This window comes from Alteriqipengyuania triglochinis, from assembly GCF_054655655.1.
Genome location: NZ_BAAHNC010000001.1, coordinates 502,060 through 522,225, shown reverse-complemented (window position 1 = coordinate 522,225; position 20,166 = coordinate 502,060). Strand labels below are relative to the sequence as shown.

The window sequence follows — 20,166 nt, the reverse complement described above, 5'->3', positions numbered from 1 at the left end:
CGTCAGGCCGCGTGTTCGGGCTCTTCCACAGCCTGCGTAGCGGCGGGCTCGCACGGGGTCAAAGCGGGCAGGGTGAGTATCAACTGACGGTTCTCGCGCCGCAGGTTGCCGCCGATGGCGCGCGCCTCCGCCCGGGCGAGCCGCAGCGCGAAGCCCGGGCCGAAGGGACCAGCGCTGATCGCGACCGAGAGCGGCTTGCCCCGCGCGGCGAAGATATCCTCGCTCCCGTTGAGCGAAGCGGGCAGGTCCGCCACGAATTGCGCGTTGCCGTCTTCATGATCGAAAATGAGGGCAAGCTTCTCGCTCGGCGCGGCGGCCGAGCCGAGGGTGGCGAGGATGCGCCAGCTGAGCAGTTCTGCCTCCGCCCGGGCGAGATCGACCTGGCAGCTTCCGCCGAGCGTGGCGACGAAACCCGCGTTGCGCGGCTGCAGCAGCGGGATCAGCTGGGCGAGTTGCTGGCGGAAGATCGCGGCAAGATCGGCATCGCCCCCGGTCGGTCGCAACCGATCGCTTTCGAGCCGGCTGAGCCGCTCCAGATCGTCGAAACCCGCCAGCATTCGTGCGCTGTCACCCGCGATTCCCGCAGCGAGGGCGCGGTAATCGTGCGGCACGGGCCCCATGACCTGCTGCTGGATGACCTCGGCAAACCCCTGGATCGCGTTCACCGGTGTGCGCAGTTCGTGCAGCAGCTGGCGCAGGCGATCGCTCTGGCTGTCGGGATCTTCGGCCTCCAGCGCGCGCCGCATACCGCCAGCAAAGCCGAGGAAGCGCCCGTCGGGGCTTGAAAATCGCGGCTGCGCGTCGAGCACCCATGCCCCGGCGAGTGCGGGACCCCCTTCCAGCATCACCTCGACCCCGCTTAGCGGCTGCTGCTCCTCGATCGCACCGGCATATTCTTCGGGCAGGACGCCGGGCAGCGCGAGGTAGAGCACGCGCGAGGCGGCATAGCTGTCTGCCCAGTCGATCGTTCCGGCGGTGTCGGTCGAGAAACCGAATCCGGTCAGCTCTTCATGTTCGCTATCCGCCTCGCTTAAGGGCAGGGTGGGTGCGGGATCTTCTGCGGGTTCCGCCGCTACGGCGGCCTTGCGATCTTCACGCGCGCGCCGGAATGCGTCGATGCGCTCGCGCAGAGCGGCGATCTCGCCCTGGGGCGGGGTGTCGGACTTTCCTTCGGGCAGGGGCTGGGCCTTTACCGCCGCGGGCACCTCTTCGGGGTCGTGGGGCGATTTCGCGCCGAACGTGCCCACCACCGCCGCGCCGGCAGACTTCGCGGCCGGGTGCGGTTCGGGCTCGGACGCGGGCACCCGTTCCGTCACAACCCGCTCTTCTTCTTCGACCTCGGTGTATTCGCCCTCGACGATCTCCTCGTCTTCGACCTCCGGCGCGGGCTGCGTTTCGTCCCGATCCCCGGCATCGCGGTGCTCCACCAGCGGCTCGGGCGTTGAGGGCAGTGGCAGCGCGCGGTCGCGCACGCCCAGCCGATGGAGCAGGTCCTCCACTCTGCCCGGCAGATCGCGGCGCAGGCGCAGGAAACCGCGCGCGCGCACCGGCAGTTCGGGAATCAGCGCCAGCCATTCGTCCTGCGTCAGGCGGGCGGTGGACAGCGTGGCGGACGCAATGTCGGGCTCGGCCTCGGCGAGTTGCGCGACCAGCGCGGGATCCTTGAGGCGTGGCCCCTGTTCGCGAATGATTTGCGACCGTTCGCGGACCGAAACGACGTCGGCAAGCGAATCGAGCCGCATGCGTGCAGCCTCCAGCAGGCCCGGGTCGCGGCCGTCGCGCGGACGGCCGAGCAGATCCAGCAACTGGCGATACTGCGTACGCGCGCCCGCATTCGCGCCAGCCTTCTGGCGCAGAACTGTAGCGAGGCGATCATCGAACTGCATGGCGCTTGGGGGAAAGCCTCCGGCGCGGTAGATTGGGCTATCCGCCGGGCCCGCGTGCCACGACGTGGATGGTTCATAACCCTTTACCACGGTGGGGGAATGACAGTCAGTCCCCACGTTGCAAAGCGGGACATTCGCTGTCATGAACAACAATGTTAGCCGCGCCTGTCATTAACAAAGGTGATCCTTTCAGGAACAGCCAGGGCGGCGACAGGGAAATAGCGGCGAGGGAGCATTGCCTGGATGGCCAATCTGGACGAGATCGATCGGCAGTTGTTGCAGGAATTGCAGGCCGAAGGACGGGTTACGAATGTCGAGCTGGCGCGCCGCGTCGGGCTGACGGCACCGCCATGCCTGCGGCGGGTTCGCGCGCTCGAGGACATGGGGGTTATCCGCGGCTATCACGCCGATCTGGAACCCTCCAAGCTCGGCTTCGCGATCGTCGTGTTTGCGATGGTGAGCCTGAAGAGCCAGGCGGAAGATGCGCTCAAGGAATTCGAAATGGCGATGCAGGACCTGGCCGAAGTGCGCGAGGTCCACATGCTCAACGGCGAGATCGATTTCATCCTGAAGATCGTCAGCCGCGACCTGCAAAGCTTCCAGGAATTCCTGACCAGCAAGCTGACGCCCGCGCCCAACGTGGCGAGCGTGAAGACCTCGCTGACGATCCGCACCAGCAAGTACACGCCGGGCGTGCCGCTGCGGTAGTCGGCGCGAGGCAGTGAATACGACCAGTGCGCTCTCCGGCCATTGCCTGTGCGGCAAGGTCTCGATCGCTCTGGCCGAGCCTTCGAGCGAAGTGGAAATCTGCCAGTGCGACATGTGCCGCCGCTGGGGTGGGGCATTCTACGCCGCGCAAAGAGGCTCCGAAGCGACCGTAACCGGCGAGGATGCGGTCACCGAATACAAGTCGAGCGACTGGGCCAGCCGTGCCTTCTGCAAACATTGCGGTAGCGGGCTGTGGTTCCGCTTCCTGCCGACCGGAACGCGCAGTTTTTCTGCCGGTCTGTTCGACGGTGCGACGCACCACGCGATTGGGAAGGAAATCTTCGTCGACGAACGCGCCGACTGGTGCCTGATCAAGGGCGATCACCCGCGCCAGACGGGAGAGGAAGTGATCGCCGAAGCCAAGGCGGCAGGCTTCATCTTCGATTAGGCGCGCGGCAGGCTTTCCGGTGCCGTTCTTCCAGGCGTTCATCATCCGGGGCTGGCATGCCTGAAAGGAGCTCGGCTAGGCGGCGGGTGCGCGAAACGGAGAGAACGCGATCAAGCGATCCTCTCCGTCCGCCGTATCAACTCTCACGCTCGGCGAGCCACTCTTCGAGCCACTTGATCGAGTAGTCGCCGTTGAGGATGTCGGGCTCCTGCAGCAATGCCTGGTGCAGCGGGGTGTTGGTCTTCACGCCTTCGACCACCATTTCCTCCAGCGCGCGCTTGAGGCGCATGATGCACCGCTCGCGCGTCCGGCCGTAGACGATCAGCTTGGCGATCATGGAATCGTAGTAGGGCGGGATCGAATAGCCCGCGTAGAGCCCGCTATCGACGCGCACGTGCATGCCGCCCGCCGCGTGGTAGGCAGAGACCTTGCCGGGGCTCGGCGCGAAAGTGAACGGGTCCTCTGCGTTGATCCGGCATTCGATGGCGTGGCCTTCGAAGCGGATCTCGTCCTGCGTCACCGACAGGGGCTTACCCTCGGCCACGCGGATCTGCTCGCGCACCAGGTCGACCCCGGTGATCGCCTCGGTCACCGGATGTTCGACCTGCAGACGGGTGTTCATCTCGATGAAGAAAAACTGCCCGTTTTCCCACAGGAACTCGATCGTGCCTGCGCCGCGATAGGCCATGTCGCGCATCGCCTGTGCGCAGATTTCGCCCATGCGGTTGCGCTCTTCGGTCGACAGGACGGGGGAGGGCGCTTCCTCCAGCACTTTCTGGTGCCGCCGCTGGAGCGAACAGTCGCGCTCGCCCAGATGGATCGCGTTACCCTTGCCGTCGCCGAACACCTGAAATTCGATATGGCGCGGATTGCCGAGATATTTCTCGAGATAGACGGTGTCGTCGCCGAAGGCGGACTTCGCCTCGGACTTGGCCTGGCTCATCAGCCCTTCGAGCAGGTCCTCGCTCGGCACGACCTTCATACCGCGCCCGCCGCCGCCGCTCGCGGCCTTGACGAGCACCGGGTAGCCGATTTCGGCGGCAATCCGCTTTGCTTCCTCGACCGATCCGACCGCGCCCGGGCTGCCGGGCACCAGCGGTAGGCCTAGTTCGCCGGCGGTGGCCTTGGCCGTCACCTTGTCGCCCATCGTGCGGATATGTTCGGGCTTGGGCCCGATCCACGCGAGGTCGTGCGCCTCCACGATTTCCGCGAACTTGGCATTTTCAGACAGGAAGCCGTAGCCGGGATGGATGGCATCGGCTTGGCTGACTTCGGCGGCCGAGATGATGTTGGCGACGTTAAGGTAGCTGTCGGTCGCGGACGGCGGGCCGATGCAGACCGCATGGTCCGCCAGCCGCACGTGCATCGCATCGGCATCGGCAGTGGAATGCACTGCTACCGTCTCGATCCCCATTTCCTTCGCGGCGCGATGGATGCGCAGGGCGATCTCGCCGCGGTTGGCGATCAGGATGCGGTTAATGGCCATGGTCAGCGTCCTCAGTCGATAACGACGAGCGGCTGGTCGAACTCGACCGGCTGGGCGTTGTCGACGAGGATCGCCTTCACGGTGCCGCTGCGCGGCGCGGTGATCGGGTTCATGACCTTCATCGCTTCGACGATCAGCAGCGTCTGGCCTTCCTTCACGCTGGCGCCGACCGAAATGAAGTCCGCCGCGCCGGGTTCGGGCGCGAGGTAGACCGTGCCAACCATCGGGGAGGGGACGGCATTGGCAAGATCCGGTCCGCTCGATGCCTGCGGCGCCTCGGCGGGGGCCGCAGCCGGCGCAGCGGCGGGCGCGAGCGCCTGCGGTGCGGGCGCGGCATAGCCGGCGACATGGAGTTCGCGTGCGACGCGCAGCTTGCGCTCGCCGTCCTCCACCTCGATCTCGGACAGGCCGGTTTCGGAAAGGAGTTCTGCCAGCTCGCGCACGAGCTCGATATCGACGTTCATCTTCGTTTTGCGACCGGAATTGCGGCTATGCTCTGCCATGGACGACCCTGATCCAGTTGTTCGGAAAGCGCCGCGTATGCTCCCGCAACGCGGGCCTTGCAAGGTTTACAGCGTGGAAACCGCGTCGATCGCGTCGAGATAGGATGCCAGACCGCGCCCTTTGAAGCAGCGCGCGGCGGCCTGACCGATAAAGGATACGTGCCGAAAATCCTCGCGCGTCTGCGGGTCCGACAGGTGCACTTCGATCACCGGCGGGGCGATCGCCTTGGCCGCATCGAGCAGCGCGACGGAGGTGTGGGTATAGGCAGCGGCGTTAACTATCACCGCCCTCGCGCCTGCTTCATGCGCCTCGTGCAGCCAGTCGACCAGTGTGCCTTCGTGGTTGGTCTGACGGAAATCGACCGCGAGGCCGTGCGCGCGCGCCTTGTCGACACACGCCGCCTCGATCTCGGCCAGCGTGGTCGTGCCGTAAATCTCCGGCTCACGAGTGCCGAGCAGATTGAGGTTGGGGCCGTTGAGGATGAAGAGGGTGGCGGACATCACCCGCACTTAGCGTGCCGATGCGCCTTGCGGAATAGCCATCGGCCCACATCCCATGCCTCCGGCTTTCCGCTTTGCGAGTCTCGGCAAGAGTGACATTGTGCGATGCATGAGCGCCAACAATCCCGCCAATTCCTACATCGTCACGCTTTCCTACCGCGATACCGTCGGCATCGTGGCAGCGACATCGAGGCGCGGGTGCTCGCCCGGGCGGTTCGCTGGACTGCCGAGCAGAAGGTGTTCCTCAATGGATCGCAGACCGTAGTGTTCGCGTAGCGCGATGATCATCGCTCTACGCCTTTGACCTTCCCCCACTGGCGCGCGGCGGTGTAGCCGAGGTAGCCGGTGCCGAAGAGGGCATATAATTCCTCCGGCAACCCGCGCAGGTAGGCCGTCATGCCATTCCCGATGTTCACCGCCATGCGCGGATCGAAGGCCGAAAGGACACCCATCGGCATGGCGAACAGGATCATCGCATACATCACGTAGAGAAAACTGGGCCGCGCCCGGCTGGTCCACGGGTCGGCCGACTGGGCCTCCGCCACGATCGCTGCCATCCGCGCCTCTATTGCCTTCAGCTCCTGCGATCCTTCGAGCGCGAGCAGTGCGAGCTTGGCCTTCGCGCGCGCCTCCTTGTCCGGGATGATCTTGTCGATGATCGAGGCGACCGGTCCAATAAGGCTTTCCACAAGGGGGATGGCGAGGATGGGCATGGCATGACTCCGGTGTTCTGGAGTGATGACCGCTAACCATATCGGTTCGTGTAGGAAAATGGTTTTCGCTTCTTCCACGCCTCGCTAGTCCCGGTGCCGACGCACTAACCTAGGAGAGACGTACATGGCCGGGATCTGGTTCGACGATATGGAAGTGGGGCAGGTGATCGATCATCCGATCCGCCGCACGGTGACCGAGACGGACAATGTCATGTTTACCTGCATGACGCACAATCCTGCGCAGCTGCACCTCGACGAAGAATACATGAAGGGCACCGAGTTCGGCACCCGGATCGTCAATTCGTGCTTCACGCTGTCGGTAATGGTCGGCATTTCGGTCAATGACACGACGCTGGGCACGGCGGTTGCCAACCTCGGGTGGGACGAAGTGCGCTTCCCCAAGCCGCTGTTCCATGGCGACACGATCCGTATCGAGACAGAGATCGTCTCGCTGCGTGAAAGCAAGTCGCGCCCGAATGCCGGTATCGTCACCTTCGAACACCGCGCCTTCAACCAGCACGGCGATCTGGTCGCCAGCTGCAAGCGCAGCGGGTTGCAGATGAAGCGCACCACCGAGGACTGAGCGCGAATCTCGTCCGGGTACGACCAACCATGAAAAGGCTCGCCTGTCCGGCGGGCCTTTTTCGTGTCCGTGTTTGTGACAGTTCGGGTCGTGCGGTAAAATGCCGGAAATGCGCCCGGTCGCTATCCTCAGTATTACGAAAAAATGACAATGTTACAGTTTTGTTGCATTTTCGCCTAAAATATGTATCCTGTGCTCAAAGAACAGAGGAGAGTGATACATGATGATCCAGGCACTGATGGTGGGCGCAATGATGTTGCAGAGCCCCCAGGCTGGCGAACCGATGAAGCTCCAGCCGATCGCCATGGTCGAAGCGGAGCAGGATCCGGCGGCGCTGCTCAATCTCGGCGTCGAGCTCGCGATGGCGGGCGAGACGGAGGCGGCGCGCGCGGCTTTCGAAAAGGTCCGGGGCATGCGCATCGATTATACGCTTGAAACCACCGACGGGCGCTTCGTCCATCCGGCGGACCTCGCGCGGCAGGGTCTCGCGATGCTCGAGAAGGGCGCATTTGCCGCACAGCGCGAGAAAATCGCGCGCCGCTGATTTCGGTATGCAGTCGTGTGTCCGGCCCGGTGCGGCCGGGCCATGACGCATTTTTATGACGTTTCGGGCCGTTTCTTGAGGCCCTCGTCACGCACGTTTTGCACGGCAAAGCGTGATTTTTCAGAGACAACCTGCGGGAACCCTTCGCTCGTCTGTCACTGCGCTGTCATGTATGATGCGCAATGCGGCGGGACGGAGGGCGCGATGATTCTCGGGACATCGGGTCGGCTGGCGGTTTTCGCGATGCTGACCCTGCTTACGGCCCCGGCGCGGGCCGACGTAATGGAAATCGGATCGGATGGCGCGCGCTGGATCGCGGGCCAGCAGGCAGGCATGCCCGCCGGGGACCTGGCGATGACACCGGCCCAGCTCGCCGCGCTCGATGGCACGGACCTTCTCGAGGATGTGCCCGATCACGTGACCTCGAATCCCCGCGAGACGGCGCGGGCAATTCCCGAGACCTATCAGGTCAAGGTGGCCGAGCTTGCCGCCCGGTTCGACCTGAGCCCGAGCCTGATCGAAGCGCTGGTGTGGCAGGAAAGCCGCTGGCAGGCGAATGCGGTGTCGCCCGTTGGCGCGCGCGGTCTTGCCCAGCTGATGCCCGGCACTGCGCGCGATCTGGGCGTCGATCCCGACGATCCCTACGCCAATCTTGAAGGCGGCGCGCGCTACCTGCGCGAACAGCTCGACCGGTTCGACGGCAATCTGGAAAAGGCGCTGGCCGCCTACAACGCGGGGCCTGGGCGGGTCATCCGCGCCGATGGCGTGCCGCGCATTCGCGAGACGCAGCTTTACGTGGCGGCCATCATGGGCCGTCTCGCCAATCATTCACGAAACGACTAAAGGTATGAAAATGAAATCGCTTTCTCGCCTTGGCGCGCTGTTTGCGCTTCTTTCGCCGAGTGCGGTCATGGCGCAGGTCCAGCAGACCGATCCCGCCGGTTCGGGCCCGATCGTCAATGCGCTGGCGTGGCTGCAGGGCACGCTGCTGGGCAACGTCGCTACGGCCGTCGCAGTGATGGCGGTGGCTGCGGTAGGCTTCATGATGCTGACCGGCCGCCTCAACTGGCGCTTCGGTGCGACTGTGATCATCGGCGTGTTCATCCTGTTCGGCGCGGCTTCGATCGTCTCGGGCATCCAGGCGGCAGCGGCCTAGGGAAGGGGAGGAGCGGCGGTCATGGATCAACTCATCCGCCACCCGGTGCACCGCGCGCTAACCCGTCCACAGATGTTCGCGGGCGTGACGATGAACTATTTCATCATCAATATCGGCGTCACGACCGAGGTGTTCCTGATCACCGGCAGTTGGCTGGCCTTGCCGGTCGCGGTCGTGATGCACGGCATCGGATATTTCGCCTGCATGCGCGAGCCGCGGATTTTCGACCTGTGGATCACCAAGGTCAGCAAGTGCCCGCGGATCAAGAATTACAAGCGGTGGGGCTGCAACAGCTACGCCGCCTGAGCGCCACCCAGAAAGGGGCATGACGCAATGAGCAAATGGAAAGGTGCCGCCGCCTGGAGCGCGAAGGAAGCCCGTGTGGGCGACCGGCTGCCTTTTGCGCGTCTCGTGGACGAGAACACGCTGCTGCTGCGCGACGGATCGCTGATGACCGCGATCCAGGTGCCCGGCCTGCTCTTCGAGACCGAGGATACTGAAGCGCTCAACGCGCATGCCGCGACGCGCGAGGTGATGCTGCGCTCCACGCTCGATAGCCGCTTCGTGATGTACCACCACGTGATCCGTCGCCGGGTCGAGGTGGAACTCGATGCGGAGTTCGACGATCCGCTCGCCCGTCATATCGACGCACGGTGGAAGGAGCGGCTCGGTTCAGGGGCGCTGTTCATCAACGACCAGTTCGTAACGCTCATCCGCCGCCCTGCTCGCGGCAAGGCGGGCTGGGTCGAGAAAGTGAGCAAGAAGCTCAGCAGCCGCAAAAAGGACGCGGTCGAGGTCGATCCGAAGGACCTGCGTTCGCTGCGTGCGGCCGCGACCGGCCTCGTCGCTTCGCTCCAGACCTACGGCGCGGCGCTACTGGGCGACTACACCGGCCCCACGGGCCACGTGAATTCGGAGATTCTCGAGCTTCTTTCCGCGCTTTACAATGGCGAGATGCGGCCGGTGCGCCGTCCGGCCGAGGACCGCGATATCGGCCATTTCCTGCCCTATCGCCGCGCGAGCTTCGGCATCGACGCGATGGAGCTGCGCGGTTCGGGCGACCCCGATTTCGCAGCGATGCTCAGCCTCAAGGACTATCCCGACGCGACCAGCCCGGGCCTGCTCGATTCGCTGCTGCGGCTGCCGTTCGAAATGGTCGTCTCGGAAAGCTACGCCCCGGCGGAGCGGACCACCGCGCGCGAGCGGATGGACCTTGCGATCCGGCGCTTACGGTCGGTCGACGAGGAGGCGCAGGCCGAACGCAACGACATGCTCGCCGCGCGCGATGCGCTGGGCAATGGCGCGGTCGGCTTCGGCGATCACCACCTCTCCGTGCTGGTGCGCGAACGCACGCTGCCCCGGCTCGACGATGCGACCGCCGCCTGCGCCGCTGCGCTGGCCGACACGGGCGCTATCGTCGTGCGCGAGGATACCAATCTTGAGCCTGCCTTCTGGGCGCAGTTCCCGGGCAACGAGCAGTATATCGTGCGCCGCGCGATGATCTCTTCGGCCAATATGGCGAGCTTCGGCAGCCTGCATGGCTTCGCGCTAGGGCAGGCCGAGGGCAACCACTGGGGCGAGGCGGTGACGCTGCTGGAGACGACCAGCGCGACGCCGTTTTTCTTCAACTTCCACAATGGCGACCTCGGCAATTTCTCGGTCATCGGGCCGTCGGGGTCGGGCAAGACGGTGGTGATGAACTTCCTCGCCGCGCAGGCGCAGAAGTTCAATCCGCGCACCATCCTGTTCGACAAGGATCGCGGCGCGGAGCTGTTCGTGCGCGGCATCGGCGGGCGCTACGACCGGATCTATGCGGGCGAGCCTTCGGGGTTCAATCCGCTCTCGCTGCCCGATACCCCCGCCAACCGCGCCTTCCTGCGCGACTGGCTCGGCGTGATGCTCAAGGCCGAAGGGCCGGAGGAACTGCAGACCGTCAGCCACGCGGTCGACGCTGCCTACGAGAACGACGCGAGCCTTCGCCGCCTGCGCAATTTCCGCGAACTGCTGAGCGGAACGCGCCGCCCAGAGCCGGGCGACCTTGCGGATCGCCTATCGGCATGGATTCACGGTGGCGAACACGCCTGGCTGTTCGACAACGAGCGCGACGAGATCGACCTCGACCGCAAGACGCTCGGCTTCGATATGACCGCGCTGCTCGAAAACCCGCGCCTGCGCACGCCGACGATGATGTATCTGTTCCACCGGATCGAGGAGCGGCTCGACGGCGAACCGACCATGATCCTGATCGACGAGGGCTGGAAGGCGCTCGACGATGAAGTCTTCGCTGCGCGTATTCGCGACTGGCTCAAGACGCTTCGGAAACGCAATGCGCTGGTCGGGTTTGCAACGCAGAGCGCGCGCGATGCGCTCGAGAGCCGCATCTCCACCGCATTGGTCGAACAGACGGCGACGATGGTCTTCATGCCCAACAGCCGTGCGCGGCCGGAAGACTACTGCGACGGGTTCGGCCTGACGCAGCACGAACTCGCACTGATCCGCACGCTGCCCGCACACAGCCGCTGCTTCTTGGTCCGCCAGCCCGATGCGAGCGTGGTCGTGAGACTCGACCTGTCGAATGCGCCCGAAGTGCTCACGATCCTCTCGGGCCGCGAGAGCAGCGTGCGGCGGCTTGATCTGCTGCGCGAAGCGGTGGGCGACAATCCCGCCGACTGGTTCCCCGCGCTCACCGGCCATGCCTGGCCGGGTGGCACCAGTGACGAAGGGGAGGCCAGCGTGCTGCCCTTCCGGCAGGCCGCCGAATGACGCCCTCGGCAACCTGCGACCTGGCGATGTCCGAAGCCGCCGGCGGCGTTGCCGCCGCGCTGGAGGCGGTCAATTGCGTCGCCGCCGAGGTGACGGGCGCCACCTTCGGGCGGCTGTTCGCGCCGGGCGGCATCCTCGTCAGCGCGTTGACCATCCTGCTGACGCTTTACGTCGCATTCTTCGCGATCAACCTGCTGACTGGCCGCTCAGTCCTCGGCGTGCGGGCGTTGACGCCGCGCATGCTGACGCTGGGCCTCGTCCTGACCTTCGCGACCAGCTGGGTCGCCTACCAGTCGGTCGTCTGGGGCGTCTTCGTCGACGGGCCCGACTGGCTCGCCAGCGCGCTGACAGGCGACCGGGGATCGGCGACGCAGACCTTCGCCAACAAGATCGATATCGTCTTCGCCGCGGTCCAGCAGGCCTCCGCCGGGCAGACCGAGATCGAAACCTTCTCTCCCGCCGGGATGCTGTGGATGGGCGCGCTGCTGTTCATGCTCGGCACGGTTGGCCTGCTGGTGACCACGCGGATCGCGCTCGCGCTGCTGGTCGCGCTGGGACCGATCTTCGTCGTGCTGGCGCTATTCGATGGGACGCGCGGGCTCTTCGTCGGCTGGCTCAAGGGCCTGACGATGATGGCGCTGACTCCGCTTTTCGCGGTGCTCGGCGGGTCGATCATGCTCGAGATGTCGGTCCCGATCCTGGCCGCGCTCAACGCGATCCCCGGCGAGATCCCGGCGCGCGCAGCAATGGCCTTCTTCATGATCGGTGCGGTGCACGTTGCGCTGATGGCGATGGTGCTAAAAGTAATGAGCACCGTGGTCGGGGGGTGGACCGTGTTCGGCCTCGCCAATCGCGAGAGCGACCAGGCGCGCGGGGCTTTTTCCGCAAACGCGCCGGTACCTGCGCCCGCTCCGGCGAGTGCGTATAATTCCGCCACCGGTTCGCAGCCCGCGCCGTCCAGCGCGGCGCGGCGCACCGCCGTGGTGGCGGCCACCCCGCCGATGGCCGCGAACGATGCCAGCGGCGGCTCGTCGGGTGGAGGCGGCAGCCGCGTGACTAAGGTTTACGCGACCGCTTCGGGCGATGGACAGTCGGTGGCCACCAGCAAGGCGGCCTCGCGCACCAGCGGCCTTGGCATGCGGTTCAAATCGGTATCGAATGGTTCGGGAACGGGCGCTTCCGGCGCGGCCCGGCAGACGGAGAAAATGAAATGATTCGCGTGCGCACCACCGCGCTGGTTGCCCTTGCGGCGATGGTTGCGAGCCCCGCGCTCGCGCAAGATCCGCGGCTGGTCGAACGCCTCTACGACCCGAACGAGGTCGTGGTGATCCAGGGCAAGACCAAGGTTCAGGCGACGATCGAGTTCGGCGAAGGCGAAGCGATCGAGAATGTCGCGATCGGCGATTCCAACGCCTGGCAGGTCACGCCCAACCAGCGGGCCAACCTGCTGTTTGTCAAACCACTCGAGCCGACGGCGCAGACCAATATGACCGTGGTCACCAACGAGCGGACCTACCTGTTCGATCTCGTCGCAAGTCCGCGCGCCAAGCCCTTGTATGTGCTGCGCTTCACCTATCCCGATCCGCCGCCCGAAGAGGCGGAGCAGGTCGCGGACAATATGGCCGCGCAGGCGAGCGCGCTCGAACTGGCAGCGGCAAAGGATCCACTGGCGGTGATCGATCCGGCGATGCTCAACTTCAAGTGGCAGGTAGAAGGTGAGGCGGCGTTGCAGCCCGACGAGGTCTACGACGATGGCCGCTCCACCTACCTGCGCTGGGAGCAGGACCGGCCGGTGCCCGCCATCCTGATCCAGAATTACGAGGGTGAGGAAGGCCCGGTAAACTCCACCGTGCGCGGCGATACGGTGATCGTCGACGGCGTGCCCCGGCAGATCATCCTGCGCTCGGGTCGTGAAAAAGCCACACTGGTCAATAATGGTCCGGCGCGCGCTACCGCCGCGAGCGGGCCGGTAAGTGGGGGCCGCTAGGGCCGGCCAATAAGGGAAGCGAAACGTTATGCGCCTCGCGATGAAAATGACGCCCAAGAAGGGTGAAGGAGCCGGGAACGCCGCCAATGACGCGCGCGGCGACGATCCGCGTGAAAGCGAAAGCGCGGAGGTCATCGACCTTGCCAGCCGCAGCGCCTTTCCCGCGGTCGCCGCCAAGAAGGGCGGCGGCGATGCGATGGGCATGGTCGCCGGGATCGCGATCGTCGCGGCGCTGGGCCTCGTCACGCTCTGGAGCATGAACAGCGCGCGTCTCGATCCCGAGGATTCCGCCGCTGTGGGCCCGGCTCCGGTGCGCGACACCAGTCCGGCGCAGGTGACCGTCGATCCCGCGCCGGTCGCGGCCGTCGCCCCGCCGCAGCAGGTCGTGCGGGCGGATCCGGCCCCGTCGCCGGTCTTCGCCAACAATCCGAGCCTTGCGCCTGGCACCGCAGCGAACCCCTATAACAGCCCCTCTCTCGTCTTCGACGCCACGGGCAGGGCGGTCGCCAGCGTACCGACCGCCGCGCTTCCGGAAGGCGCGACGGCGCCCGGCGGCGAGGTCGCAACCGGCACCGCTGCGGGCGATTTCGCCAGCCGTGTGGGCGGGGTCGGCGGCGCGACAGCGCAGGCAAGACCGATGACCAATCCGGCGACTACGGTGACGCAGGGCACGCTGATCCCGGCGATCCTCGAAACCGCGATCGATACCGACGTGCCCGGCTATGTCCGCGCGGTGGTGAGCCAGGATGTGAAGAGCTTCGACGGCAAGAACGTGCTGATCCCGCGCTCCAGCCGCCTGATCGGCCAGTACCAGTCCGGCCTGCAGGCGGGCCAGAAGCGCGCGTACGTGATCTGGACCCGCGTGATCCGCCCGGATGGCGCGAGCGTGAACCTGCAATCGCCGGGGATCGGCTTCGATGGGAAGACCGGCCTGCCGGGCGATGTCGACAGCCGCTTCTTCCAGCGCTTCGGTTCGGCCATGCTGCTCTCTGTGGTCGGCGGCCTCTCCGCGATCGGCACCGGGGGGGCCTCGGTCGTGATCGGCGGCGGCGGGCAGGCTGCAGCGGCTGCCGCGGCGCAACAGGACGGGCAGCTTGGCCCCGTGGTCCGCGTGCGTCAGGGCGAGCCGATCCGCGTCTTTACCGCCCGTGATCTCGACTTCTCGGGCGTGTGATCCCTTGGCCGAGGCCGATCCGCAGACCTCCAGCGCGACCATAGCGCCGATCGCGCCCGAACCGCGCGATCCGCAGGCGCGCGAGCGCAGCGTCTATCTCGAGGCCTATCTTGCGCCGTTCCGCCAGTGGCTCGACCGCGACACGGTGACCGAGATCATCGTCAACCGTCCGGGCGAGGTCTGGGTGGAGGATGCGGCGCAGCCCGGCGGAATGCAGCGGATCGAGGATGCGGCGATCACCGACATCCTCGTCCAGCGGCTGGCAGAACAGGTCGCGCGGGTCAGCCACCAGGGGATCAACCGCGAACATCCGCTGCTCGGCGCGACGCTGCCCGATGGTGCGCGCGTTCAGTTCTGCGGCCCGCCCGCGAGCCGCCGGCACTGGGTCATGGCGATCCGCCGCCACCGGCGGCTGGACCTGCCGTTGGACGCCTACGATACCGGCCCGCTCAAGCAGCGCGCCGCGCCCGACATGCCTGATCCGCAGGCAGAGCCGATCGCCTTCCTGCGCGAGGCGATCGTGAACCGGCAGACCATCCTGATCTCGGGCGGGACCAGCACCGGCAAGACGACCTTCCTCAACGCCATGCTGGGTGAGATTCCCACGGATCAGCGCGTAATCCTCGTCGAAGACACGCCCGAACTGCGCCTTCCGGGCGAGAATGGTGCGGGGCTCGTCGCGGTGAAGGGCGAGCTGGGCGAGGCGAAGGTGACCGCGAACGAGCTGTTGCAGGCGGCTTTGCGCCTGCGGCCCGACCGGATCGTGCTGGGCGAGCTGCGCGGCGCGGAAAGCGTCAGCTTCCTGCGCGCGATCAACACCGGCCACCCGGGTAGCTTTTCGACGATCCACGCCAACTCGCTGCAGGGCGCGCTCGAGCAATTGTCGCTGATGGTCATGCAGACCGGCATCGGGCTCAGCCGCAAGGACATCATCGCCTACGCCGCCAGTGTGATCGACGTGATGGTGCAACTGGGCCGCGGGGCGGACGGCAAGCGCGGCATCGCCGAGATTGCCCGCAGTGCGGACCTTCTGCAATCGGCGGATTGCTAACCATCGACGACCAAACGGGCTGGCATGCCCTCCCACCAGGCGATAAAGGCCGCGGCGAAACGGCGCAGCGTCATCGCGCATAAGTTTTGTCAGCCACAGGAAGCGAGAGCCACCAGCCCTATGCCATCCCCGCTGAGCGCCGATTCGAACCTCGATTCCAGCCCGCGCTTCTTCAATCGCGAACTGAGCTGGCTGGCCTTCAACGACCGTGTCCTGGCCGAAGGGTGCAATCCCGATTACCCGCTGCTGGAGCGTCTGCGTTTCCTCTCGATCTCGGGCAGCAATCTCGACGAATTCATGATGATCCGCGTGGCCGGGCTGGTTGGGCAGGTCCAGCGCGGGATCGACAAGCCGAGTGTCGACGGGCTGACGCCTGCGCAGCAGCTCGCCGAAATCCGCACGCATCTTTCCCGCATCAACGACCGCCAGCAGGATACGCTGCGCGACCTGCGCGAATTGCTCGCCGATGCGGGCATCCACATGGCCGACGACCGGCGGATCGACCGCAAGGCGCATGAATGGCTGCGGCAGCATTTCCTCGACGAGATCATGCCGGTGATCACGCCGCAGGCGCTCGACCCGGCGCATCCCTTCCCGTTCATCGCCAACGAAGGGTTGGGCGTGCTGTTCACGGTCCGCCGCAAGGAGATCAAGGCGAACGAGGAGGAAGAGCTGGTGGAGATGGTTCTCATCCCCTCCGCGCTCCCCCGCTTCCTGCGCGTGCCGGGGGAAGAGGCGATCTATATCGGTATCGAGAACCTCATCACCCGCTTTGCCGAACATATGTTTCCCGGGTTCGAGATGCGGGGCAGCGGCGTGTTCCGCGTGCTGCGCGACAGCGATATCGAGATCGAGGAAGAGGCCGAAGATCTCGTCCGCACCTTCCGCAGCGCGATCCAGCGGCGTCGGCGCGGCCAGGTGATCCAGCTGGAGCTGGAAGAGGAATTCGATCCGACCGCCGAGGCCCTGCTGCGCGACCGGCTGGCGACGCCGGGTGCCACCTTCGTCAAGATCGACGGGATGCTGGGGATCGCTGGCCTGTCCGACATCGTGAAAGAGGATCGGCCCGACCTCAAGTTCGATGCCTACCAGCCGCGCTATCCGGAGCGGATTCTGGAGCATGACGGGGACTGCTTCGCCGCGATCCGGGAGAAGGATATCATTATCCACCACCCGTACGAAAGCTTCGACGTGGTAGTCGATTTCATTCGCCAGGCCGCAGCCGATCGCAACGTGGTGGCGATCAAGCAGGCGCTCTACCGCGCGGGCACTCAGTCCGAAGTGATCGAGGCGCTGGTCGAAGCGGCAGAGAACGGTAAGTCGGTCACCGCCGTGGTCGAGCTGAAGGCGCGCTTCGACGAGGAACAGAACCTCTATTGGGCAAACAAGCTGGAGCGTGCGGGCGTCCAGGTGATCTACGGTTTCGTCGACTGGAAGACCCACGCTAAGGTGGCGATGGTTGTGCGGCGCGAGGACGATGGCTTTCGCACCTACTGCCATTTCGGCACCGGAAATTATCACCCGGTCACCGCGAAGGTGTACACCGATCTCAGCTACTTCACTGCCGATCCGCGCTTCGGCCGCGATGCCGCCAAGCTGTTCAATTTCGTGACCGGCTATGTCGAACCGCACGAGACGGAAATGCTCTCGATCAGCCCGATCGACCTGCGCGAAACGCTCTACGCGCGGATCGACGCTGAGGCTCGGAACGCACAGCAGGGCAAACCATCCGGCATCTGGGCCAAGCTGAATCAGCTGACCGATGCCGGCATGATCGAACGCCTTTATGCGGCGAGCGAGGCGGGGGTCGAAATCCAGCTGGTGGTGCGCGGCATCTGCAATCTACGACCCGGCGTGCCGGGCCTGTCCGAAAATATCCGGGTGAAATCGATTATCGGCCGTTTCCTGGAGCACAGCCGCATCTACGCCTTTGCGAATGGCGGACGCATTCCGGGCAAGCAGACGAAAGTATATATCTCGAGCGCGGACATGATGGAGCGCAATCTGGACCGGCGGGTGGAACAGCTGGTGCCGGTCGAGAACCAGACCGTGCACGATCAGGTGCTGCAGCAGGTGCTGCTCGCCAATCTGCTCGATACGGAGCGCAGCTGGGTGTTGCAGCCCGATGGTACGTATGATCGGACCGAACCGGGTGAGAAACCGTTCAACTGTCACCGTTATTTCATGACCAACCCTTCGCTCTCGGGGCGCGGGGGCGCGCTGGAGGCAGGGGCGGTGCCCAAGCTGGCGCTGCGGAAAGGGGCCACCTGATGGGGCGCAAGAAGAAAAGCGATCGTGGGCGGATTTCGGGCGTCGAGCCGCTGGGCGCGATTATCGATATTGGCTCAAACACTGTGCGGCTGGTCATTTATGGCGGGCCGCCACGCGCGCCGACCGTGCTGTTCAACGAAAAGGTAACCGCGCGGCTGGGGCGTGATCTAGACGAGAATGGCCTGCTGGCTGATGAATCGATCGAGATGGCGATGGCCGGGCTGGAACGGTTCGCACTGATCGTGTCCGACCTTGGCATCAGCAAGATCGATACGGTCGCGACCGCTGCCGTGCGCGATGCCAAGAACGGCAGTGACTTTCTTTCGCAGGTCACTTCGCTGGGCCTGCAGCCGACGCTGCTGAGCGGGCTCGACGAAGCCGCGATCAGTGCCGACGGGGCGCTCGGTGCCTTTCCGCAGGCATGCGGGATCGTCGCCGATATCGGCGGGGGCAGCCTTGAACTGGTGCCCGTGGCGGACGGCGCGGTCGGCGATGGCTGCAGCCTGCCGGTCGGCACTTTGCGCCTGCCGCGGCTGGGCGGGGGCGACCGCGACGAGCTGCGCGAGAAGCTGAAGAAGATTGTCGCCAAAGAGGCACCTGCGATGGGCCCGTTCGAGGATCGCAAGGGCGACCTCTACCTCGTCGGGGGCACCTGGCGTGCGATTGCGGCTTTCGCGCAGGGCCGGTCGGACTCGCCACTGAAGGATCCGCACGGCTTCACGCTGACCCGCGAAGAAGCGGCGGCGCTGGCCAAGACGCTCGCCAAGGCGGATCTCGATACGATCAGGGCGGTGCCGCAGGTCGCCTCGTCGCGGATCGAGAGCCTGCCCGATGCGAGCCAGCTGCTGCACGTGCTCCTCAAGCATTACGACCCCGCCAGGATCGTGGTCTCCGCGTGGGGGCTGCGCGAGGGGCTGATGATGCGCCGGCTGGACAAGTACCAGCTGGCCCAGGATCCACTGCTGGCAGGCACGATCGACTTCGCCGAAAGCCGCGGGGCTTCGCCCATGCAGGCGACGCGGGTGGCCGGCTGGACCGTGGATACCGTGGCCTCCACGCGTCAGGGTGCGGAGCGCTTGCGGCTCGCGGCGATCCTGCTCGGCATGGCGGCGATGCAGACCGAACCCAACCTGCGGGTGGCGCAAGGGGTCGACTGGGCCCTGCACAAGCGCTGGATCGCGATCTCGCGCGAAGGGCGAGCGATGATCGCCGCCGCGATCTGCGCCAATTCCAATGCGCTCGACCTGCCGGATTCGTTGCGCGAGATTGCCTCGCCAGAGGCGCTGGAAGAGGGCGTTTCCTGGGGGCTCGGGCTCCGGCTTGCCCGCAGGCTCGGCGCCGGCTCGGCCCGGTCGCTCGACGCCAGCCGACTGGTTCGCGAGAAGAAATCGCTCGTCCTCACGCTCGCGAAGAGCCACGCCGCGCTTTACGGGCCGCCGACCGAGCGCGATCTTGCGCTGCTCGCGGGACATCTCGGGCTCGAGCCAGAGGTGCGCGTGATGGGCGAGAAGAAACTGCCGGAGAAGGGCGAGACCGCGCTGCCGGTCGATCACCCGACCAAGCGCTAGTCGCCAAGCGCGCGCTTGTCGCTCGCAAAGGGAGAGAAGTCGGTGTCGGTATCGAAGATATCGACGCCTTCTTCTCGCTTGAGCCAATTGACGGCGACATAGGTGAAGGGCGTCAGGATCGCTTCCCACGCGGTCTTGATCAGCCATTGCGAGATCACGACCTGCCACAGCAGCTCGGGCGGCCAGCCGGCGAGGCCGTAGAAGGCGAGCGGGTAGAAGATCAGGCTGTCGAGCCCCTGGCCGACGACGGTCGAGCCGATCGTGCGCGTCCACAGCGCCTTGCCCTTCGACCAGACCTTCATCTTCGCCAGCACGTAGGAATTGGCGAATTCGCCCGCCCAGAAGGCGATCATGGACGCAGCGACGATCCGCCAGGTGTTCCCGAATACCTTCTCGTACGCCTCTTGCCCGTCCCACCCCTCGGCAGCGGGGAGGGCGACGACCGCCCAGGCCATGAAGGCCATGAACAGCAGCGCGGCGAACCCGGTCCAGATCACGCGGCGCGCCCGGGCATAGCCATACACCTCGGTCAGCACGTCGCCGATGATGTAGCTGACGGGAAAGAACAGCACGCCCGCGCCGAACGACCATTCGCCGACGAAGGGCAGGGTGACATAGCTGGGTTTCGATGCGCCGATCAGGTTGGACAGCAGCAGGATGGTGACGAACGCCGCCATCACCCGGTCGTAATGCTTGAAGCGCACCGCACTGGGCGTGCCAGCAGCTGTCACTCGATCGTCCCTCATCGTACTGCCCCCGTTTGCAACTTGCGCATATCCCGGTTTTGCGATGCCGCCTAGATGCGTGGGCGGGCCGCGAACTTA

At 65.6% G+C, this 20,166-nt stretch carries 20 protein-coding genes and 1 pseudogene; 15 read left to right on the top strand and 6 right to left on the bottom strand.

Annotated elements, in window-relative coordinates; all coding sequences use genetic code 11:
• Window positions 1–2: 2 nt before the first annotated feature.
• Window positions 3–1,886, bottom strand: a complete 1,884-nt coding sequence (locus tag ACYQ0L_RS02595; protein WP_459787362.1) for a sensor histidine kinase — start codon at window positions 1,884–1,886, stop codon at window positions 3–5.
• Between the two features lie 243 nt (window positions 1,887–2,129).
• Here ACYQ0L_RS02595 and ACYQ0L_RS02590 point away from each other — a divergent pair, with 243 nt between their 5' ends.
• Together ACYQ0L_RS02590 and ACYQ0L_RS02585 are read left to right on the top strand one after the other, a co-directional pair.
• Entirely contained in the window at window positions 2,130–2,594 is a 465-nt protein-coding gene (locus ACYQ0L_RS02590) for an Lrp/AsnC family transcriptional regulator (RefSeq protein ID WP_459787361.1), read from the top strand.
• Window positions 2,595–2,607: 13 nt separating this feature from the next.
• Complete coding sequence (locus ACYQ0L_RS02585) at window positions 2,608–3,042, top strand: GFA family protein (RefSeq protein ID WP_459787360.1); 435 nt, start codon at window positions 2,608–2,610, stop codon at window positions 3,040–3,042.
• Between the two features lie 136 nt (window positions 3,043–3,178).
• Here the strand turns inward: ACYQ0L_RS02585 and accC are convergent, their stop codons facing one another.
• From accC to ACYQ0L_RS02570, 3 genes are all read right to left on the bottom strand, one after another.
• The gene (gene accC, locus ACYQ0L_RS02580; protein ID WP_459787359.1) at window positions 3,179–4,528 is read right to left on the bottom strand and encodes an acetyl-CoA carboxylase biotin carboxylase subunit; all 1,350 of its coding nucleotides are present in this window, start codon (window positions 4,526–4,528) and stop codon (window positions 3,179–3,181) included.
• 11 nt (window positions 4,529–4,539) lie between these two features.
• Window positions 4,540–5,031: an acetyl-CoA carboxylase biotin carboxyl carrier protein gene (accB, locus tag ACYQ0L_RS02575; RefSeq protein ID WP_459787358.1), complete on the bottom strand. Its 492-nt coding sequence runs from the start codon at window positions 5,029–5,031 to the stop codon at window positions 4,540–4,542.
• A 66-nt stretch (window positions 5,032–5,097) separates the two neighbouring features.
• Complete coding sequence (locus ACYQ0L_RS02570; RefSeq protein WP_459787357.1) at window positions 5,098–5,532, bottom strand: type II 3-dehydroquinate dehydratase; 435 nt, start codon at window positions 5,530–5,532, stop codon at window positions 5,098–5,100.
• Window positions 5,533–5,709: 177 nt separating this feature from the next.
• On the opposite strand from ACYQ0L_RS02570, the pseudogene ACYQ0L_RS02565 reads away from it, so the two are divergent.
• Window positions 5,710–5,808, top strand: a pseudogene (locus tag ACYQ0L_RS02565) (formyltetrahydrofolate deformylase); the annotation flags it as partial.
• Window positions 5,809–5,816: 8 nt separating this feature from the next.
• Here the strand turns inward: ACYQ0L_RS02565 and ACYQ0L_RS02560 are convergent.
• Window positions 5,817–6,230, bottom strand: coding sequence for a holin family protein (locus ACYQ0L_RS02560; protein WP_459788022.1), 414 nt, complete (start codon window positions 6,228–6,230; stop codon window positions 5,817–5,819).
• Window positions 6,231–6,369: 139 nt separating this feature from the next.
• On the opposite strand from ACYQ0L_RS02560, the gene ACYQ0L_RS02555 reads away from it, so the two are divergent.
• The 12 genes from ACYQ0L_RS02555 (at window position 6,370) to ACYQ0L_RS02500 (ending at window position 19,342) form a co-directional block, all read left to right on the top strand.
• Window positions 6,370–6,828 (top strand): MaoC family dehydratase, encoded by a 459-nt coding sequence (locus ACYQ0L_RS02555; RefSeq protein WP_459787356.1) that lies wholly within the window; start codon window positions 6,370–6,372, stop codon window positions 6,826–6,828.
• A 220-nt stretch (window positions 6,829–7,048) separates the two neighbouring features.
• On the top strand, window positions 7,049–7,372 hold the full coding sequence (locus tag ACYQ0L_RS02550; protein ID WP_459787355.1) for a hypothetical protein: 324 nt from the start codon (window positions 7,049–7,051) through the stop codon (window positions 7,370–7,372).
• A 204-nt stretch (window positions 7,373–7,576) separates the two neighbouring features.
• Complete coding sequence (locus tag ACYQ0L_RS02545) at window positions 7,577–8,215, top strand: lytic transglycosylase domain-containing protein (RefSeq protein WP_459787354.1); 639 nt, start codon at window positions 7,577–7,579, stop codon at window positions 8,213–8,215.
• A 4-nt stretch (window positions 8,216–8,219) separates the two neighbouring features.
• Complete coding sequence (locus tag ACYQ0L_RS02540) at window positions 8,220–8,528, top strand: TrbC/VirB2 family protein (RefSeq protein WP_459787353.1); 309 nt, start codon at window positions 8,220–8,222, stop codon at window positions 8,526–8,528.
• Between the two features lie 21 nt (window positions 8,529–8,549).
• The gene (locus ACYQ0L_RS02535) at window positions 8,550–8,834 is read left to right on the top strand and encodes a VirB3 family type IV secretion system protein (RefSeq protein ID WP_459787352.1); all 285 of its coding nucleotides are present in this window, start codon (window positions 8,550–8,552) and stop codon (window positions 8,832–8,834) included.
• Between the two features lie 27 nt (window positions 8,835–8,861).
• Window positions 8,862–11,291, top strand: a complete 2,430-nt coding sequence (locus ACYQ0L_RS02530; protein ID WP_459787351.1) for a VirB4 family type IV secretion/conjugal transfer ATPase — start codon at window positions 8,862–8,864, stop codon at window positions 11,289–11,291.
• Window positions 11,288–12,505: a TrbL/VirB6 family protein gene (locus ACYQ0L_RS02525; RefSeq protein ID WP_459787350.1), complete on the top strand. Its 1,218-nt coding sequence runs from the start codon at window positions 11,288–11,290 to the stop codon at window positions 12,503–12,505. The genes ACYQ0L_RS02530 and ACYQ0L_RS02525 overlap by 4 nt, the downstream gene beginning before the upstream one ends.
• The gene (locus ACYQ0L_RS02520) at window positions 12,502–13,278 is read left to right on the top strand and encodes a TrbG/VirB9 family P-type conjugative transfer protein (RefSeq protein WP_459787349.1); all 777 of its coding nucleotides are present in this window, start codon (window positions 12,502–12,504) and stop codon (window positions 13,276–13,278) included. The genes ACYQ0L_RS02525 and ACYQ0L_RS02520 overlap by 4 nt, the downstream gene beginning before the upstream one ends.
• 40 nt (window positions 13,279–13,318) lie before the next feature.
• A complete protein-coding gene (locus ACYQ0L_RS02515; protein WP_459787348.1) occupies window positions 13,319–14,452 on the top strand; it encodes a TrbI/VirB10 family protein in 1,134 nt (377 codons plus the stop codon).
• Window positions 14,453–14,492: 40 nt separating this feature from the next.
• Complete coding sequence (gene virB11 / locus ACYQ0L_RS02510) at window positions 14,493–15,503, top strand: P-type DNA transfer ATPase VirB11 (RefSeq protein WP_459788020.1); 1,011 nt, start codon at window positions 14,493–14,495, stop codon at window positions 15,501–15,503.
• A gap of 120 nt (window positions 15,504–15,623) precedes the next feature.
• Window positions 15,624–17,774: an RNA degradosome polyphosphate kinase gene (locus ACYQ0L_RS02505; RefSeq protein ID WP_459787347.1), complete on the top strand. Its 2,151-nt coding sequence runs from the start codon at window positions 15,624–15,626 to the stop codon at window positions 17,772–17,774.
• The gene (locus ACYQ0L_RS02500; protein WP_459787346.1) at window positions 17,774–19,342 is read left to right on the top strand and encodes a Ppx/GppA phosphatase family protein; all 1,569 of its coding nucleotides are present in this window, start codon (window positions 17,774–17,776) and stop codon (window positions 19,340–19,342) included. Before ACYQ0L_RS02505 ends, ACYQ0L_RS02500 begins: the two co-directional genes overlap by 1 nt.
• Here ACYQ0L_RS02500 and ACYQ0L_RS02495 read toward each other — a convergent pair.
• Window positions 19,339–20,088, bottom strand: coding sequence for a queuosine precursor transporter (locus ACYQ0L_RS02495; protein ID WP_459787345.1), 750 nt, complete (start codon window positions 20,086–20,088; stop codon window positions 19,339–19,341). The genes ACYQ0L_RS02500 and ACYQ0L_RS02495 overlap by 4 nt on opposite strands.
• Between the last annotated feature and the right edge of the window lie 78 nt (window positions 20,089–20,166).

Coding starts and splice junctions, on each gene's coding strand:
- ACYQ0L_RS02540 (WP_459787353.1), top strand. CDS start 8,220: ATGAAAATGAAATCGCTTTCTCGCCTTGGCGCGCTGTTTGCGCTTCTT.
- ACYQ0L_RS02590 (WP_459787361.1), top strand. CDS start 2,130: ATGGCCAATCTGGACGAGATCGATCGGCAGTTGTTGCAGGAATTGCAG.
- accB (WP_459787358.1), bottom strand. CDS start 5,031: ATGGCAGAGCATAGCCGCAATTCCGGTCGCAAAACGAAGATGAACGTC.
- ACYQ0L_RS02595 (WP_459787362.1), bottom strand. CDS start 1,886: ATGCAGTTCGATGATCGCCTCGCTACAGTTCTGCGCCAGAAGGCTGGC.
- ACYQ0L_RS02535 (WP_459787352.1), top strand. CDS start 8,550: ATGGATCAACTCATCCGCCACCCGGTGCACCGCGCGCTAACCCGTCCA.
- ACYQ0L_RS02505 (WP_459787347.1), top strand. CDS start 15,624: ATGCCATCCCCGCTGAGCGCCGATTCGAACCTCGATTCCAGCCCGCGC.
- ACYQ0L_RS02525 (WP_459787350.1), top strand. CDS start 11,288: ATGACGCCCTCGGCAACCTGCGACCTGGCGATGTCCGAAGCCGCCGGC.
- ACYQ0L_RS02520 (WP_459787349.1), top strand. CDS start 12,502: ATGATTCGCGTGCGCACCACCGCGCTGGTTGCCCTTGCGGCGATGGTT.
- ACYQ0L_RS02555 (WP_459787356.1), top strand. CDS start 6,370: ATGGCCGGGATCTGGTTCGACGATATGGAAGTGGGGCAGGTGATCGAT.
- ACYQ0L_RS02530 (WP_459787351.1), top strand. CDS start 8,862: ATGAGCAAATGGAAAGGTGCCGCCGCCTGGAGCGCGAAGGAAGCCCGT.
- ACYQ0L_RS02550 (WP_459787355.1), top strand. CDS start 7,049: ATGATGATCCAGGCACTGATGGTGGGCGCAATGATGTTGCAGAGCCCC.
- ACYQ0L_RS02545 (WP_459787354.1), top strand. CDS start 7,577: ATGATTCTCGGGACATCGGGTCGGCTGGCGGTTTTCGCGATGCTGACC.
- ACYQ0L_RS02495 (WP_459787345.1), bottom strand. CDS start 20,088: ATGAGGGACGATCGAGTGACAGCTGCTGGCACGCCCAGTGCGGTGCGC.
- ACYQ0L_RS02515 (WP_459787348.1), top strand. CDS start 13,319: ATGAAAATGACGCCCAAGAAGGGTGAAGGAGCCGGGAACGCCGCCAAT.
- ACYQ0L_RS02570 (WP_459787357.1), bottom strand. CDS start 5,532: ATGTCCGCCACCCTCTTCATCCTCAACGGCCCCAACCTCAATCTGCTC.
- ACYQ0L_RS02500 (WP_459787346.1), top strand. CDS start 17,774: ATGGGGCGCAAGAAGAAAAGCGATCGTGGGCGGATTTCGGGCGTCGAG.
- accC (WP_459787359.1), bottom strand. CDS start 4,528: ATGGCCATTAACCGCATCCTGATCGCCAACCGCGGCGAGATCGCCCTG.